The organism is Streptomyces sp. NPDC014676 (genome assembly GCF_043084105.1).
Taxonomy (GTDB): domain Bacteria; phylum Actinomycetota; class Actinomycetes; order Streptomycetales; family Streptomycetaceae; genus Streptomyces.
The window spans coordinates 741,859-756,280 of sequence record NZ_JBIBZI010000001.1; the positions used below are offsets into that span (position 1 = coordinate 741,859).

General features: G+C 72.2%; 14 protein-coding genes and 1 riboswitch. Of the genes, 7 read left to right on the forward strand and 7 right to left on the reverse strand.

The genetic code is table 11. From position 1 onward, the window contains the following. Window positions 1–78 precede the first annotated feature (78 nt). The 4 genes from ACF1DX_RS03410 (at window position 79) to ACF1DX_RS03425 (ending at window position 3,330) form a co-directional block, all read left to right on the forward strand. Window positions 79–906 (forward strand): helix-turn-helix domain-containing protein, encoded by an 828-nt coding sequence (locus tag ACF1DX_RS03410; RefSeq protein ID WP_391789545.1) that lies wholly within the window; start codon window positions 79–81, stop codon window positions 904–906. After that, window positions 887–1,075 carry a DUF397 domain-containing protein gene (locus ACF1DX_RS03415; RefSeq protein ID WP_391789546.1) on the forward strand — a complete coding sequence of 63 codons (189 nt, stop codon included), beginning with the start codon at window positions 887–889 and terminating at the stop codon, window positions 1,073–1,075. The genes ACF1DX_RS03410 and ACF1DX_RS03415 overlap by 20 nt, the downstream gene beginning before the upstream one ends. After that, a complete protein-coding gene (locus tag ACF1DX_RS03420) occupies window positions 1,072–1,728 on the forward strand; it encodes a maleylpyruvate isomerase N-terminal domain-containing protein (RefSeq protein ID WP_391789547.1) in 657 nt (218 codons plus the stop codon). Before ACF1DX_RS03415 ends, ACF1DX_RS03420 begins: the two co-directional genes overlap by 4 nt. A gap of 93 nt (window positions 1,729–1,821) precedes the next feature. Then, window positions 1,822–3,330 (forward strand): DUF4246 domain-containing protein, encoded by a 1,509-nt coding sequence (locus ACF1DX_RS03425; protein ID WP_391789548.1) that lies wholly within the window; start codon window positions 1,822–1,824, stop codon window positions 3,328–3,330. 77 nt (window positions 3,331–3,407) lie between these two features. Here the strand turns inward: ACF1DX_RS03425 and ACF1DX_RS03430 are convergent, their stop codons facing one another. The 7 genes from ACF1DX_RS03430 to ACF1DX_RS03460 form a co-directional block, all read right to left on the reverse strand. Beyond that, complete coding sequence (locus ACF1DX_RS03430) at window positions 3,408–3,824, reverse strand: transglycosylase SLT domain-containing protein (RefSeq protein WP_391789549.1); 417 nt, start codon at window positions 3,822–3,824, stop codon at window positions 3,408–3,410. A gap of 306 nt (window positions 3,825–4,130) precedes the next feature. After that, window positions 4,131–4,973: an ECF transporter S component gene (locus ACF1DX_RS03435; protein ID WP_391789550.1), complete on the reverse strand. Its 843-nt coding sequence runs from the start codon at window positions 4,971–4,973 to the stop codon at window positions 4,131–4,133. After that, on the reverse strand, window positions 4,970–6,628 hold the full coding sequence (locus ACF1DX_RS03440; protein ID WP_391789551.1) for an ABC transporter ATP-binding protein: 1,659 nt from the start codon (window positions 6,626–6,628) through the stop codon (window positions 4,970–4,972). The genes ACF1DX_RS03435 and ACF1DX_RS03440 overlap by 4 nt, the downstream gene beginning before the upstream one ends. Continuing rightward, complete coding sequence (locus tag ACF1DX_RS03445; protein ID WP_391789552.1) at window positions 6,625–7,818, reverse strand: energy-coupling factor transporter transmembrane component T; 1,194 nt, start codon at window positions 7,816–7,818, stop codon at window positions 6,625–6,627. Before ACF1DX_RS03445 ends, ACF1DX_RS03440 begins: the two co-directional genes overlap by 4 nt. Before the next feature lie 46 nt (window positions 7,819–7,864). After that, window positions 7,865–8,506, reverse strand: a complete 642-nt coding sequence (locus ACF1DX_RS03450) for an SCO2322 family protein (protein WP_391789553.1) — start codon at window positions 8,504–8,506, stop codon at window positions 7,865–7,867. Then, window positions 8,503–9,714 carry a prenyltransferase/squalene oxidase repeat-containing protein gene (locus ACF1DX_RS03455; RefSeq protein ID WP_391789554.1) on the reverse strand — a complete coding sequence of 404 codons (1,212 nt, stop codon included), beginning with the start codon at window positions 9,712–9,714 and terminating at the stop codon, window positions 8,503–8,505. The genes ACF1DX_RS03450 and ACF1DX_RS03455 overlap by 4 nt, the downstream gene beginning before the upstream one ends. A 112-nt stretch (window positions 9,715–9,826) precedes the next feature. Then, window positions 9,827–9,964, reverse strand: a riboswitch (cobalamin riboswitch). A 95-nt stretch (window positions 9,965–10,059) separates the two neighbouring features. Continuing rightward, complete coding sequence (locus ACF1DX_RS03460; RefSeq protein ID WP_391789555.1) at window positions 10,060–10,755, reverse strand: TetR family transcriptional regulator; 696 nt, start codon at window positions 10,753–10,755, stop codon at window positions 10,060–10,062. Window positions 10,756–10,961: 206 nt separating this feature from the next. On the opposite strand from ACF1DX_RS03460, the gene ACF1DX_RS03465 reads away from it, so the two are divergent. From ACF1DX_RS03465 to ACF1DX_RS03475, 3 genes are read left to right on the forward strand one after another with little or no spacing between them, the layout of a single operon-like run. Then, a complete protein-coding gene (locus ACF1DX_RS03465; protein ID WP_391789556.1) occupies window positions 10,962–12,497 on the forward strand; it encodes a glycosyltransferase in 1,536 nt (511 codons plus the stop codon). Then, entirely contained in the window at window positions 12,491–13,243 is a 753-nt protein-coding gene (locus ACF1DX_RS03470; RefSeq protein WP_391789557.1) for a class I SAM-dependent methyltransferase, read from the forward strand. Before ACF1DX_RS03465 ends, ACF1DX_RS03470 begins: the two co-directional genes overlap by 7 nt. Further along, a complete protein-coding gene (locus ACF1DX_RS03475; protein WP_391789558.1) occupies window positions 13,240–14,316 on the forward strand; it encodes a prenyltransferase in 1,077 nt (358 codons plus the stop codon). Before ACF1DX_RS03470 ends, ACF1DX_RS03475 begins: the two co-directional genes overlap by 4 nt. The last annotated feature ends 106 nt before the right edge of the window (window positions 14,317–14,422 follow it).

Consider the following 14,422-nt stretch of genomic DNA (forward strand, 5'->3'; position numbering starts at 1 on the left):
CCTCGGATGACTACGCTCGGCTATGGAACGAATACAACCGGTCCCGTCGTGGACCGAGTTGCGCGAGAGGGGCTCTCCGTGACCCACATCAACGTCCTCGACCCGGGCGCGTCACCGCTGGACTACTACGGCTTCGAACTCCGCCGCCACCGAGAGGCCGCCGGTCTCACGCAGCGGCAACTCGGCGACATCGTCAACTACACGGGCTCGCTGATCGGCCAGATCGAGACAGCGCGGAAGCTGCCGACACAGGAGTTCAGCGAGCGGATCGATGCGGCGCTGGGGACGGGAGGGTTGCTGTCCCGACTGGTCACCCTGGTGATGAGAAGCCAACTCCCGGCCTGGTTCCAGCAGGTCGCCGAGCTGCAAGCCAGGGCCACCGGCATGTACTGCTTCGAGATGGGCATGGTGCCAGGTCTGCTCCAGACCAGGGCGTATGCGAGCGCCGTGCTCGGTGCGCTGGACGCGACCGATCTCGATGACCGAACTGCCGTACGGCTGGATCGTCAACGAATCCTCGAGAGGGACAAGCCTCCGCTCTACTGGGTCATCCTCTTCGAGGCGGCCCTGTACCTGGAGATCGACGGTCCGGAGACCATGCGCGAGCAACTGGGTCACCTGTTGTCGTTCGAGCACCACCCCTCGATCAACATTCAGGTGCTGCCGTTCAAGTCCGGGGCGCACGCCGGGATGACAGGCTCGTTCGACATCTACCGGTTCGCGCACGATCCGGCCATCGTCTATACCGAGGGCTACGGCAGCGCGCACCCGACCGCGAATCCGGACACCGTGGATGACTGCTCGCTCCGTTACGATCATCTGCAGGCCGCCGCACTCTCGCTCAGAGACTCGGCGGAGCTGATCCGGCACGTGATGGAGGAACGCTATGGAGATCAACTGGCGTAAGTCCAGCTACAGCAGTGACCAGGGCGGCAACTGCGTTGAGATCGCCGAAGTTCCCAGCTCCACCGTCGCCGTCCGGGACTCCAAGAACCCGACGGGCCCGATCCTCACCCTCCGCCCCGCCACCTTCACCGCCTTCCTGACCTGGACGACCACCGATCGGCCGCGATGACCCCCTTCTCGCGCTCCTGGACCGCCCTGCTCACCGCAGTCGCCGACCTCCCGGGCGAGGACTTCGAGCGCCCGTCCGGCTGTAAGGGCTGGCTCGTACGCGACCTGGTCTGCCACTTGGTCATCGACGCACAGGACGTCCTGATCACGCTGGTCACACCCGCCGACACCGAACCGACGGCGGACGCGACCACCTACTGGAACCTGGTCGACCCCCCGACCGGCGACGACCCGCTGGACGCGCTGATCCCGCGTCTGGCAGCCGCGTACGGCGACCCGGCCCTGCTGAAGTTCCACCTGGACGACGTAGGTTCCGCAGCCGCCCGCGCCGCCGAACTGGCCGACCCGGCAGCCCGCGTCAGCACTCAGGACAAGGTCCTGACCGTCACCGACTACCTCTCCGCATACGTCCTGGAATGGACCCTGCACCACCTGGACCTGATCGCCCACCTGCCCTCGGCCCCCCAGCCCCCCACGGAAACCCTCGCGGCGGCCCGCGCGGCCCTGGAGAAGATCGCCGGCACCGCGTTCCCCGGCGAACTCCCCGACACGGACGTGCTCCTGCTCGGTACGGGACGTCGCACGGCGACCGCCGAGGAGAGGATCGCGCTGGGCGGCGGCCTCGCCGAGAGGATTCCGTTCGTCCTCGGTTGAGCGCGAACCGGGCCTCATACGGCCACGGCTGCGGTGTCAGTCGGCTGAAGTATCCTTCCCGCCACCGTGCACCGACTGTGAGGATCAAGAGAATTGACCGGCCTGTCCGCTTTCCCGCTGCCCTTCCACGCTTCCCGTTCCATAGCGTTCGCGACCCCCCGAACGCTGCGGGAACTTGAGATGATGCAGTGCAGCTCGCACATTCGGGCGAAGCCGGAGTGGTTCGACAAGATGAACGACGCCGGCATCGTCGCCAGGTGGACGCAGGAAGCGCTCGACCAGGGCCTCACCGAGGCGCAGGTTCGCTATGTGCTCGACGAACTCCGGCACTACGCCGCGCTGCGGGACGGACGGACCGGCGCCGAGGTGTCCGCCGTCGACGGGGTGTGGCAGTCGGACACGCTGGTCGACGACAAGCTCAGATCCCGGTTGCGCGAGGCGGTCCGGGTGCTGGAGCAGGTCCCCGAAGCGGAGCGGGACTGGCATCCCGGATCCGACGGCCAGGTGCTCGATCTGGTCCATCCCTCACTGTTCTGCCTGGTGAGAGAGGTGAGCGGGGCGCCCGAGCGGGCTTGGCTCAACCCGACGAACAGTTACTCGAAGCACGAGTTCTCGGAGAGGTTCCAGTGGCTGCCCACGGACGTCGACGTCAGTGAGGACGGCGATGTCGCCTTCCGGTCGTACGTCAACAACGTCCACCCCGAGCACCATCGCGAACTGGCCTCCGTCCTGCCGGAGGTGTTCGCGCGCTTCCGCCCGCTGTGGGAGAACGTGCTCACCGATCTGCGCCGTCCGAGGCCCCTGCGGATCGAGGCCGACCCTTACGGTTGGTACGAATCGGAGCCGGAGTACCCGGACAAGTCCTCCTTCAGCGACGACGAGGCCTACGAACAGGCCCTCGAAGCATGGGAGGAGGCCCATGAGAACTGGTGGGAGAACCGCCGCCCGGTCGTCCCGGACGCCCCGGTCTTCACCCCGCCCGAGCCGCCCGACGACTCCGACCGGGTCGACCTGCGCGGTCGCCGTCTCCAGGTCATCGTCAAGCTCGCCACCATTCACCTCACCCCGGACAAGCCCGAGTACCAAGGCGGTTCCTGGCATGTCGAGGGGATGCTGAACGAGCGGATCGTCTCGACCGGCATCTACTACTGGGACAGCGAGAACATCACCGAGAGCCGGCTGAGTTTCCGGGCGGCGCTCGACGACCCGGACTACGAACAGAACGACGACAACGGCCTGCGTGAGGTCTACGGCCTGGAGAACGAGGACGCGCTGAACCAGGTGCTGGGATCGGCGTCGACGCCGGCGGGCCGCTGTCTGGCGTTCCCGAACATCCTGCAGCACCGCGTCGGCTCGTTCCGCCTCGCTGACCCCACCCGCCCGGGACATCGCAAGCTTCTCGCGTTCTTCCTGGTCGACCCGTCGGAAAAGATCGTCTCGACCTCCGATGTGCCACCGCAGCAACCGTGGTCCGACACCTCGACCATGACGCTCGAACAGGCCAGGGAGTACCGCGAAGAACTCATGCGGGAACGCAAGTTCTTCGTCGACGAACACAACGAGCAGCTCTACGAACGGGAATTCTCCCTCTGCGAGCACTGAGGACCGATACGGGAGGACGAAGGCGGCGGCCCCGGGGATCGTGGGGCCGCCGCCTTCGGTATGGGGGTGCGGTGCTGTCAGTACCAGTGGTTGGTCTGCCAGAAGGACCAGGCGCCGCAGGCGCTGCCGTAGCGGTCCTTCATGTAGTCCAGGCCCCACTTGATCTGGGTGGCGGGGTTGGTCCTCCAGTCGGAGCCGGCCGAGGCCATCTTGGAGGCGGGAAGGGCCTGGACCAGGCCGTAGGCGCCGCTGGAGGCGTTGGTGGCGGTGGGGTTCCAGCTGCTCTCGTGCTGGACGATCTTCGAGAAGCACTGGAACTCGGCCGAGTCGCCGATCATCTTCTTCGCGGTCGCCTGGGCCGAGGAGGCGCTCGTCGTCGCGGCCTGGGCGGGCGCGGCGGCGATCAGGGTGCCGCAGGCGGCAGCCGCGAGGGCGGCGCCGGCGAGGGCCTTCTTCGGGGCGGTGACGGTGCGGAGGAGGGAAGCGGCGGACACAGGCGGCCTTTCGGTCGGTAACAGGGAGGTCGCCGTACGCCCGGTGCCGTACGGATGCCGTGCGGCGGGGGCATGTGTCGGCGCCGCGACCCGTGGGGGACGTCGGCGCCTGGCGACCGCTCCACAGAAACAAATCCCGGGATTGTCCGCAAAGGTCCCTTTTACTAAGCGCGGTCGCAGTGAGGGACGAGGGGCGGGGGTGTTCGCGGCGGCATTCGCGGGGAGCCCGGCTACGGCCCTGCTTCGTATGTGACCCGGGTCATGTGGGGTCCTTCACCCACTTGTTCACCAGGTGCGAGCGGCCGCTCACCGAGGGGTCTCCTCGAATGTGACCGGCGCCTCGAAGGCCGCACGGCGGGTGGCGCGGCGCAGGGCCTTCAGGACCGGGGTACCGAGGGTGAGGGTCAGGGCGACCGTGACCAGGGCCCTGCCCAGGTCCCAGCCGAGGGACGTGGCCAGGCAGTACGCCAGGAAACGGGCCAGGTTGGCGGGGAGCGGCGCGTCCGGGTCGAAGGAGATGTTCGAGGCCAGGGCGGACATGAAGGGCCAGCCCGCCATGTTCATCACCGTGCCGTAGGCGAAGGCCGCCAGGAAGCCGTACACCGCGAGCAGGCAGAGCTCCGCGCGCCCGCGCAGCCGGTCGGCGCCCGGCAGCAGGGCCGCGCCCATCGTGAACCAGCCCATCGACAGCATCTGGAACGGCAGCCAGGGGCCGACCCCGCCGGTGAGCAGGGCGGACGCGAACATCGTCACCGAGCCGAGGACGAAGCCGAAGCCGGGGCCGAGGACCCGGCCGCTGAGGACCATGAGGAAGAACATGGGCTCCAGGCCGGCCGTGCCCGCGCCGATGGGGCGCAGGGCCGCGCCCGTCGCCGCGAGGACGCCGAGCATCGCCACCGACTTCGGGCCCAGGCCCGATTCCGAGATCGTCGCCGCCACGACCGCCACCAGCAGGACGAGGAGGCCCGCGAAGAGCCACGGCGCGTCCTGGGCGTGGGCGTTCACGGAGGAGTCGGGCGGGGCGAGGAAGGGCCAGCCGACGCCCGCCACGCCCACCGCACTCACCAGGGCGAGGGCCGCCCAGGAGCGGGGGCCCAGGCGGACGGCCCGGGTCTGGCGCTGGGTGGGCGTGCTTCCGGCGGCGGTCATCGCAGCGCCTCCCGGACCTGGGAGACCGTGAGCCAGTGCTGCGGGGCGAGGATCTTCGCCACCTGCGGGGCGAAGGACGGGGACGTCACGACCACCTCCGCCGCCGGGCCGTCCGCGATCACCTCGCCCTCCGCGAGCAGGACCACCCGGTGGGCGAGTTCCGCCGCCAGTTCCACGTCGTGCGTGGCCATGACGATCGCGTGACCCTCGGCGGCCAGTCCGCGCAGGATCGTCACCAGGCGGGCCTTCGCCGCGTAGTCCAGGCCGCGGGTCGGCTCGTCGAGGAGGAGCAGGGGCGGGCGCGCGGTCAGGACGACCGCCAGGGCGAGGGTCAGGCGCTGGCCCTCGGACAGGTCGCGGGGGTGGGTGTCGTCGGCCACCGAGGGGAGCAGCTCGGTCAGCAGGGCGCGGCAGGTGCCCGGCTCGGCGCCCGCGTCCTCGTCGGCGGCCGCGCACTCCGCCGCGACCGTGTCGGCGTACAGGAGGTCGCGGGGTTCCTGCGGGACCAGGGCGACGCGGCGGACCAGGTCGCGGGGGCGGGTGCGGTGGGGGACCGCGTCGCCGGTGCGGACCGAGCCCGAGGAGGGGGCGACCAGGCCCACGAGCGCGCTGAGCAGCGTCGACTTCCCGGCGCCGTTGCGGCCCATGAGGGCGATCGTCTCGCCGGGGGCGACGGTCAGGTCGACCCCGCGCAGAGCCTGGACACGGTCGCGGCGGACCGCGAGGGAGCGGACCTCGGCCACGGGGGCGGGGCCCGGGGTGCCGGGCTTCCTGCGCGGGAACAGGCGCCTGGGGGCGGGTGTGGGCTTCGGCGCGGGTTCCTGGGCGGGCGGTCGCCTGTCGGCGAGGCGGTCGCGCAACGGGCCCGCCCTGCGCCGGGCGTCGCGGACCGTCAGGGGGAGGGGGGACCAGCCGGCGAGGCGGCCCAGGCCGACCACCGGGGGGTGGACGGGGGAGACCGCCATCACCTCCGGCGGGGTGCCGAGCCACGGCCGCTCGCCGGGGCCCGGCAGCAGGGCCACCTGGTCGGCGTACTGGATGACGCGTTCCAGGCGGTGCTCGGCCATGAGGACGGTGGTGCCGAGGTCGTGGACCAGGCGCTGGAGGACCGCGAGGACCTCCTCGGCCGCGGCCGGGTCGAGTGCGGAGGTCGGCTCGTCGAGGACCAGGACCCGGGGGTGCGGGGTGAGGACCGAGCCGATCGCCACGCGCTGCCGCTGGCCGCCGGAGAGGGTGGCGATGGGGCGGTCGCGGAGGCCGGCGAGACCGAGGAGGTCCAGGGTCTCCTCCACCCTGCGGCGCATCACGGCCGGAGGGAGGCCCAGCGACTCCATGCCGTAGGCGAGTTCGTCCTCCACCGTGTCCGTCACGAAGTGGGAGAGCGGGTCCTGGCCCACCGTCCCCACGACGTCGGCGAGTTCGCGCGGCTTGTGGGTACGGGTGTCACGGCCGGCGACCGTGACCCTGCCGTGCAGGGTGCCGCCGGTGAAGTGCGGGACCAGGCCGCTCACCGCGCCAAGCACCGTCGACTTGCCGGCGCCGGACGGGCCGACGAGGAGGACCAGTTCGCCCTCGGGGACCTCGAAGTCGACGCCGTGGACGGCGGGTTCGGCCGCTCCGTCGTACGTCACCGACACGTTCTCGAAGCGGATCACGTCGTCGGCTCCTTGCGGGTGTCCGTGGCCGCCTCGGGGGCGGGGGTGATGAAGGCGGGGAGCAGGCCGATCAGGACGGCCGCCGCCGGCCACAGGGGCAGCGTGGGCGCGACGAGCGGGACCACGCCGGGGTGCAGGGCCGCCGGGTCGCGGGAGGCGGCGAGGGCCAGGAGGGCCGCTACGGCGACTCCGGACGCCGTGACCAGCCAGGCCCTGGTACCCCAGGGGTCCGGGCGGTAGCGGGTGCGCAGGGTGCGCCGGCCGCCGAGCCACAGGCCCGCGAGGGCGGCGGCGACACCGGCGAGGAGGACGGGCAGGCCGTAGGTGCCGCCCTCGGCGGTGAGCAGCCCGTACGTTCCGGCGCAGACGCCGAGCAGACCGCCGAGGGTGAGGGCGGCGGTGGTACGGCGGACGGCGGGAGGTACCCGGGCGGTACGGCCGTATCCGCGGGCGTCCATCGCGGCGGCGAGGGCGACCGAACGCTCCAACGCGCCCTCCAGGACCGGTAGTCCGACCTGGAGCAGGCCGCGGATGCCGTTGTCGGGCCGGCCCCGCAGCCGGCGGGCGGCGCGCAGCCGCCGGACGTCGGCGATGAGGTGGGGCGCGAAGGTGAGGGCGACGACGACGGCCACGCCGAGTTCGTACAGGGCGCCGGGGAGGGACTTGAGGAGGCGGGAGGGGTTGGCGAGGGCGTTCGCGGCGCCCACGCAGATGAGGAGGGTGGCCAGGCGGAGGGCGTCGTACAGGGCGAAGGTGAGGGCTTCGGCGGTGACCTTGCCGCCGAGACGGATGCCCTGGGCCCAGTGGGGGAGGGGGACTTCGGGGAGGTGGACGAGTGTGTGGGTGCCGGGGATGGGGGAGCCGAGGATCATGGCGAAGGCGAGGCGGATGAGGACGACGGCGAGGGCGAGTTTGAGGAAGGCGCCGTAGGAGCGGGACCAGGGGGTGTGGGGGCGGCGGGTCGCCACGACGTAGGCGGAGACGGTGATGAGGAGGGTGAGGAGGAGGGGGTTGGTGGTACGGGTGGCGGCGGTGCCGAGAGAGAGGGACCAGAGCCACCAGGCGCCGGGGTGGAGTCGGGGGCGGTGTTGGTGGGGGGCGGGGGTGGGTTCTGCTTGCCCGCGCTTGCGGGGTGCAGCTGCGCCCACCCTCCCCCACTCCCGGCTTCGCTCGAGCGGGGGGACCCCCATCGCTCCAGCGGCACGACTGCCCGCAGCTGCGTACGACTGCCCGCAGTTACGACGCACGGCGGCGGGCCTGCCAGATGGCCGCTGCTCCGAGGAGGGCCACCACGGCGATTCCGGCCATCAGGCCGATCGACGGGCCGCCCGAGTCGTCCGGCTCGGGCTTCTCCTCGGCGGGAGCGGGGGTCTTCTCCGCCGAGACCTGTTCTCCGCAGCCCTTCTCCGGGTAGCCCGCTATCGCGCACAGCAGTGCGTTGGTGTCGTAGCGGAGGGGTTCGGCCACCGAGGCCAGGGCCTCGGCCGTGGTGGCGTCCTCGGGGACCTGGGCGCAGGCCGTGCGGCCGGCCGGCGGGGTCTCGCCGGACGGGGCGTCGGCGGGGGTGCCGAAGTCGATGACCAGGGCCACGCGTTTCCTGCCGTCGGCCGCCGGGGTCTTCGCGCAGATGGTGTCGAAGCCGGCGGTGCCGCGCGGCTTCGTCGCGTCGGCGGAGTCCTCGCTGACGGAGAAGCGGAAGCCGTGGACGTCGCCGTCGGAGGGACGGGCGAGGGACGGGCCCTGGGTGGCGTACGTCCATGCCGTGCCGTCCTGCTCCCAGAACGACCAGTAGCGGTAGCCGGCGGCCCCCGCCTGGCCCGCTCCCGCCAGCAGGGGCAGGAGCGCGGCCAGGAACAGGACGGTGGCCCGGCGGATCACGGCTGCCGCTTCCTGCGGCCGCTGATCAGGAAGCCGATGCCGATGCCGGCGACCAGGCAGACGCCGACGAACCACCAGACACCGAGGCCGGAGTCGGACTCCTCCTTCTCCTTCTTCTCGTCCGCCTTGGCCTTCAGGGTCTTCTCGGCGGCCGGGCCCGTCGCGCCCAGCCGCTTCACCAGGTCCGTGCCGCCGAAGTCGCGCGGGTCGGCGCCGGTCGCGTGGGCGGCGAAGATGAGCTGGGCGTAGGCGGCGGGGCCGCTCTGGGCCGCCCAGCCGGCGGCGTTCTTCTCCAGCCAGGTCAGGGACTTCGCGGCCTGCTCGCCGGCACCCTGCGCGGCGAGCGCGACCACGGCGTCGGCGGTGTTGCCGTAGTCGGGCTGGTCCTCGGCACCGGCGAGGGCGGAGGTGAGGTGGCCGTTCTCGGCGAGGGCGTCGGTGAGGTAGGCGGCACCGTTGGCGGCGGCCTGCTCCGGGTCGCCGGCCTTCTCGCACGCCGCTTCCCCGGAACCGCCCTTGCCGGGCCCGGCGGCCAGGCCCGCGCCGAGCGAGCCGATGACCCCCGCCGCCGTCGCGTCCGCGTTGGCGACCAGCTCACCCTTCTTGTCCGGCTGGAAGGCGAAGGCACCCGCGCCGTCGCCCTCGCAGGGCAGCGCCAGCGTCAGCAGGGCGTCGTAGGGGGACTTGCCGTCCTTCTTCACCTCGGCCGGCTTCTCACCGGCGGCCGCGAGCGCGCCGACGACGACGGAGGTGGAGTTGGTGTCGCTGGCGCCGCCCGCCGTGTAGCCCCAGCCGCCGTCCTTGTTCTGTACGGACTTCAGCCAGCCGACGGCCTTCTCGGTGACGTCGTCGTGGCCGCCGAGCGCGGCGAGGGCCTGGACGGCGGCGGCGGTCTGGTTGGTGTCGACCATCGTCTTCGCGTCGCACGCCGTGGCGGTGTCGGCGCGGTACGGGGCGAAGGAGCCGTCGGCGCACTGCTGGCCGGTGAGCCAGTCGACGGCCGCCTTCGGCGGCTCGACGCCCACCGTGTGCTGGGCGAGCAGGGCGAGCGACTGGCGCCAGACGCCGTCGTACTGCGGGTCGCCGTCGCCGTACAGGGCGGAGGGGAGCGCCTGGGACGGAGACGGGGTGGTGTCGGCGGCGGCCGGGGTGGCGGCGCCGATCACGGCGACGGCGGCCAGGACCGCTGCGCTGCGGCGAACATTCATGATCGGCGGGTGCCTTCTTCCCTGCGGGGAGCCGGGCAGCGCGGGACACCCCGGCGGCTCGGCTCCGTATACCTCGACGGTGCCGGTGCGCCGGCGGGTCCGCCGGGCACGTGAGCCGGTCATGAACCGTGCGGGGAAGTCCGGCTCACCGCCTCGGGGCGGCTTACGGTTGCGGGTCAGCGCCGGAATTGCACCGGCTTCCCCCCGTACGGTGTGATGACGACGCCGACACTCTACCCGCCCGTAGGGAAGGGGCCAGGGGTGGCTTCGGTGAGCGGGGTCACGTCAACCGTGGGACGCACACCGCACCCGCACCCCCGCGGGAAGGGGAGTGGCCACGACGGCTCAGCGGGCGTCCGCCGCCTCCGGGGCCGTCAGGTCCATCAGGTGGCACACCGTCTCTATGTCTGTCTTGACCTGGGAGATGGAGGCGCGGCCCGAGAGCCAGGTGATCAGGGCCGAGTGCCAGGTGTGCTCGATGACCCGGACGGCCGAGAGCTGCTCGGGCGTGGGATCGGTGAGCTCCATGGCGTCCAGGATGATCATCGTGGTCTGCCGGGAGACCTGGTCGACCTCCGGACTCACACTGCGGTCCGCGAACGTCAGGGCGCGCACCATCGCGTCGGCCAGGTGCGGCTCCCGCTGGAGCGCACGGAAGGCCCGCATCAGGGTCTCCGCGACCCGCTCGGCCGGGGTCTCGCCGGCCGGCGGCTTCTTCCGCAGCGTGCCGTGCAGGGTCTCCAGCTGGTCCTGCATGGTGGCGACCAGGAGGTGGATCTTGGACGGGAAGTAGCGGTACAGCGTCCCGAGCGCCACCTGGGAGGACTCCGCGACCTCACGCATCTGCACCGCGTCGAATCCGCCCCGGCCGGCCAGTTGCGCGCACGCCCGCAGGATGCGGCGCCGACGCGCCTCCTGGCGCTCGGTGAGCGGTGAGGCCGGGGCGGGCCGTGCGGTGCCGGCTTCCGTCGCCGCCGCCTTGCCCGCCTTGTCCGCCGTGGCTGCCCTGGCCGCCTTGTCCCTGTTGGCTTCCGTAGGCATGGGTCCCGTCCGTGACAGTCGGTGAGGGTGGATGATCAGACAGCATGGCATGCCGTCCGTCGTGGCGTGAATCACCTGATCCACCGCTCCCGGTGCCCCTACCTGCCGGTAGATTCAGATCCTCCGAACGATCAACTCTGAAACTTGTTCTAGATCAGCGTCCCGTCGTAATCTCGCGGGACAGTGCAGGGAGAAGGGGGCCCAGAGTGACCGCTGAGGCCAGTCAGGCCGGGTCCTCGCGGGGGCCCGCATCCGACGGCTTGCGACCGCTCCGCATCGCACTCCTCACCTACAAGGGGAACCCGTTCTGCGGCGGGCAGGGCGTCTACGTACGCCACCTCTCCCGCGAACTCGCCCGCCTCGGGCACCGCGTCGAGGTCATCGGCGCCCAGCCGTACCCGGTCCTCGACGAGATCCACGACGAGGCCTGCGACGGACCCGTCCTCACCGAACTGCCCAGCCTCGACCTCTACCGCCAGCCGGACCCCTTCCGCACCCCGAAGCGCGACGAGTACCGGGACTGGATCGACGCGCTCGAGGTCGGCACGATGTGGACCGGCGGCTTCCCCGAGCCGCTGACGTTCTCCCTGCGCGCCCGCCGCCATCTGCGCGCCCGGCGCGGCGACTTCGACGTCGTCCACGACAACCAGACCCTCGGCTACGGCCTGCTCGGCGACCTCGGCGCCCCCCTGGTGACCACCATCCACCACCCCATCACCGTCGACCGGCGCCTCGAGCTGGACGCCGCCGAGAACTGGCAGCGGCGCTACTCGGTGCGCCGCTGGTACGCCTTCACGCGCATGCAGAAGAGGGTGGCGCGCCGCCTGCCGTCCGTGCTCACCGTCTCCGGAAGCTCCCGCCAGGAGATCGTCGACGATCTCGGTGTACGGCGGGACAGGGTCCACGTCGTCCACATCGGCGCCGACACCGACCTGTTCGCGCCCGATCCGTCGGTGCCGGTCGTACCGGGCCGGATCGTGACCACCTCCAGCGCGGACGTGCCGCTGAAGGGGCTGGTCTTCCTCGTCGAGGCGCTGGCGAAGGTGCGGGCCGAGCAGCCCGACGCCCACCTCGTCGTGGTCGGCAAGCGGCCCGTGGAGGGGCCCGTCGCGCAGGCGATGGAGCGGTACGGCCTCGAAGGCGCCGTCGAGTTCGTCAAGGGCATCTCGGACGCCGAACTCGTCGACCTGGTGCGGTCGGCGCAGGTCGCGTGCGTGCCGTCGCTGTACGAGGGGTTCTCGCTGCCGGCCGCCGAGGCCATGGCCACGGGCACCCCGCTGGTCGCCACCACCGGCGGGGCGATTCCCGAGGTGGCCGGCCGTGACGGGGAGACGTGTCTCGCCGTACCGCCCGGCGACGCGGGGGCGCTGGCCGCCGCGCTGACCCGGCTGCTCGGCGACCCGGAACTGCGCGCCCGGCTCGGGGCGGCCGGACGGGAGCGGGTGTTGCGGCACTTCACCTGGGCGCGTGCGGCCCAGGGCACGGTGGCCCGCTACCGCGAGGCGATGGCGGGTGCGGGCCGGGACACGGGCGCCGCCCGCCCCGGTACCCGGACCGCCGACCGCTCCGGTGCCCGGACCGCGGACCGTGCCGCGACCGGGGCCGTCGACCGCCCCGAGCCCGCGGCCCCCGACGCCCCGGTCGCCGGGGACGCCGCTCCCGACACCCCCGCGGACACGGCCGCCGCCGTGTCCGTGCCCGCAGCCGACACCTCCGACCGCGAAAGCAGGGCCACGTGCTGACCGTCGACTTCTCCCGGTTCCCGCTCGCCCCGGGCGACCGCGTCCTGGACCTCGGATGCGGGGCCGGCCGGCACGCCTTCGAGTGCTACCGGCGCGGCGCCCAGGTCGTGGCGCTGGACCAGAACGGCGAGGAGATCCGCGAGGTCGCCAAGTGGTTCGCGGCGATGAAGGAGGCCGGGGAGGCACCCGCCGGGGCCACCGCCACCGCCATGGAGGGCGACGCCCTCGCCCTGCCCTTCCCCGACGAGTCCTTCGACGTCGTCATCATCTCCGAGGTGATGGAGCACATCCCCGACGACAAGGGCGTCCTCGCCGAGATGGTGCGCGTGCTCAGGCCCGGCGGCCGGATCGCCATCACCGTGCCGCGCTACGGCCCGGAGAAGGTGTGCTGGACGCTGTCCGACGCCTACCACGAGGTCGAGGGCGGCCACATCCGCATCTACAAGGCGGACGAACTGCTCGCGAAGATCCGCGGGGCGGGCCTGCGCCCGTACGGCACCCATCACGCGCACGCGCTGCACTCGCCGTACTGGTGGCTGAAGTGCGCGTTCGGCGTGGACAACGACAAGGCCCTGCCGGTACGGGCGTACCACAAGCTGCTGGTCTGGGACATCATGAAGAAGCCGCTGGCCACCCGGGTCGCGGAGCAGGCGCTGAACCCGCTGATCGGCAAGAGCTTCGTGGCGTACGCGACCAAGCCGCACCTGCCGCGCGCCGCGGCCGGGGCCGAGGCGGACGCCACGTGACGACCCCCCGGACCGAACACCTGGTCCTGCCCGGGGTCCTCACGGCCGGCCAGGCCGCCGAGACCGTCGCCGGCATCCTCGCGGTGCAGCGGGAGGACGGGGCGATCCCCTGGTTCCGGGGGCACCACCTCGACCCGTGGGACCACGTCGAGGCCGCGATGGCCCTGGACACGGCGGGCGAGCACGAAGCCGCCGAACGGGCCTATCTGTGGCTGGCCCGGCACCAGGTGGCGGACGGCTCCTGGTACGCGGCCTACGCCGACGGCGACCCGCTCGACGTCACCGACCGGGGCCGGGAGACCAACTTCGTCGCCTACGTCGCGGTCGGGGTGTGGCACCACTACCTCTCCACCGGCGACGACACGTTCCTGGACCGCATGTGGCCCGTGGTGTGCGCGGCCGTGGAGTTCGTGCTGCGGCTGCAGCAGCCCGGCGGACAGATCGGCTGGCGGCGCGACGACGACGGCACGCCCACCGCGGACGCGCTGCTCACCGGCTCCTCCTCCGTCCACCACGCGCTGCGCTGCGCGCTGGCCATCGCCGAGCAGCGCGAAGAGCCGCAGCCGGACTGGGAGTTGGCGGCGGGCGCGCTGCGGCACGCGATCCGGCACCACCCGGAGCGGTTCCTCGACAAGGACCGCTACTCCATGGACTGGTACTACCCGGTGCTCGGCGGCGCGCTCACCGGCGCGGAGGCCAAGGCCCGTATCGAGGAGGGCTGGGAGCGTTTCGTCGTCCCCGGACTCGGGGTGCGCTGCGTGGTGCCCAACCCGTGGGTGACCGGCGGCGAGTCGGCCGAACTCGCCCTGGCCCTCTGGGCGATGGGCGAGTCCGACCGTGCGCTGGAGGTGCTCCAGTCGATCCAGCACCTGCGCGATCCGGAGACCGGCCTGTACTGGACGGGCTACGTCTTCGACGACGACGCGATCTGGCCGCGCGAACTGACCACCTGGACCGCCGGTTCACTGCTGCTGGCGGTCGCCGCCCTCGGCGGCCACGAGGCCACCTGCGCGGTGTTCGGCGGCGACCACCTGCCCAGGGGCCTGGACCCGGACTGCTGTCCGCTCACCTGAGCCGGCCGCCTCAGTAGCGGCGGAGGCGGCCGGCGATGGCGTGGCCGATGAAGAGGTGGACGACGGCGGCGAGTCCGTAGCCGGCGACCACACGGGCCCACGCCTC

Bases quoted from the DNA above. Each gene is read 5' to 3' on its own strand.
- ACF1DX_RS03415 (WP_391789546.1), top strand. From the start codon at position 887: ATGGAGATCAACTGGCGTAAGTCCAGCTACAGCAGTGACCAGGGCGGC.
- ACF1DX_RS03420 (WP_391789547.1), top strand. From the start codon at position 1,072: ATGACCCCCTTCTCGCGCTCCTGGACCGCCCTGCTCACCGCAGTCGCC.
- ACF1DX_RS03435 (WP_391789550.1), bottom strand. From the start codon at position 4,973: ATGACCGCCGCCGGAAGCACGCCCACCCAGCGCCAGACCCGGGCCGTC.
- ACF1DX_RS03445 (WP_391789552.1), bottom strand. From the start codon at position 7,818: ATGGGGGTCCCCCCGCTCGAGCGAAGCCGGGAGTGGGGGAGGGTGGGC.
- ACF1DX_RS03455 (WP_391789554.1), bottom strand. From the start codon at position 9,714: ATGAATGTTCGCCGCAGCGCAGCGGTCCTGGCCGCCGTCGCCGTGATC.
- ACF1DX_RS03460 (WP_391789555.1), bottom strand. From the start codon at position 10,755: ATGCCTACGGAAGCCAACAGGGACAAGGCGGCCAGGGCAGCCACGGCG.